Raw genomic sequence first — 456 nt, forward strand, 5'->3', positions numbered from 1 at the left:
TATATTATCACATTCATGTTTTCTTTTATCTACCATATGACTGCAAACATTAGTATCATTTACCTCGTGAGCTTGTCTTATTTTATTTTTTTGGCGCATACGCCCAAGCAGCTGCCGCCCGATGGCGGCTTCGAGGTGGCCTTCGCCGGCCGCTCCAACGCCGGCAAGTCCAGCGCGCTCAACGCCCTGACCCGGCAGAACGCCCTGGCCCGGGTCTCCAAGACCCCCGGCCGCACCCAGCAGCTGGTGTACTTCGAGGTCGCCCCGGACCGCCACCTGGTCGACCTGCCCGGCTACGGCTACGCCAAGGTGCCGATGGAGATGAAGGCGCATTGGGAGAAGTTCCTCGACGGCTGGTTCCGCAGCCGCGAGGCCCTGCGCGGGCTGGTGGTGGTGATGGACATCCGCCATCCGCTCAAGGATTACGACCGGCAGATGATCGCCTACGCCGTGGCC

Annotated in this window: 1 protein-coding gene; it reads left to right on the forward strand. The window is 61.0% G+C overall.

Going from position 1 to position 456, the window contains the following annotated elements:
* Positions 1 to 66: 66 nt before the first annotated feature.
* Positions 67 to 456: ribosome biogenesis GTP-binding protein YihA/YsxC (gene yihA, locus CSC70_RS14520; protein WP_425501607.1), on the forward strand; the 390-nt coding region annotated here is incomplete at its 3' end.

This window comes from Pseudoxanthomonas kalamensis DSM 18571 (assembly GCF_010211745.1).
Lineage (GTDB): Bacteria > Pseudomonadota > Gammaproteobacteria > Xanthomonadales > Xanthomonadaceae > Pseudoxanthomonas_A > Pseudoxanthomonas_A kalamensis.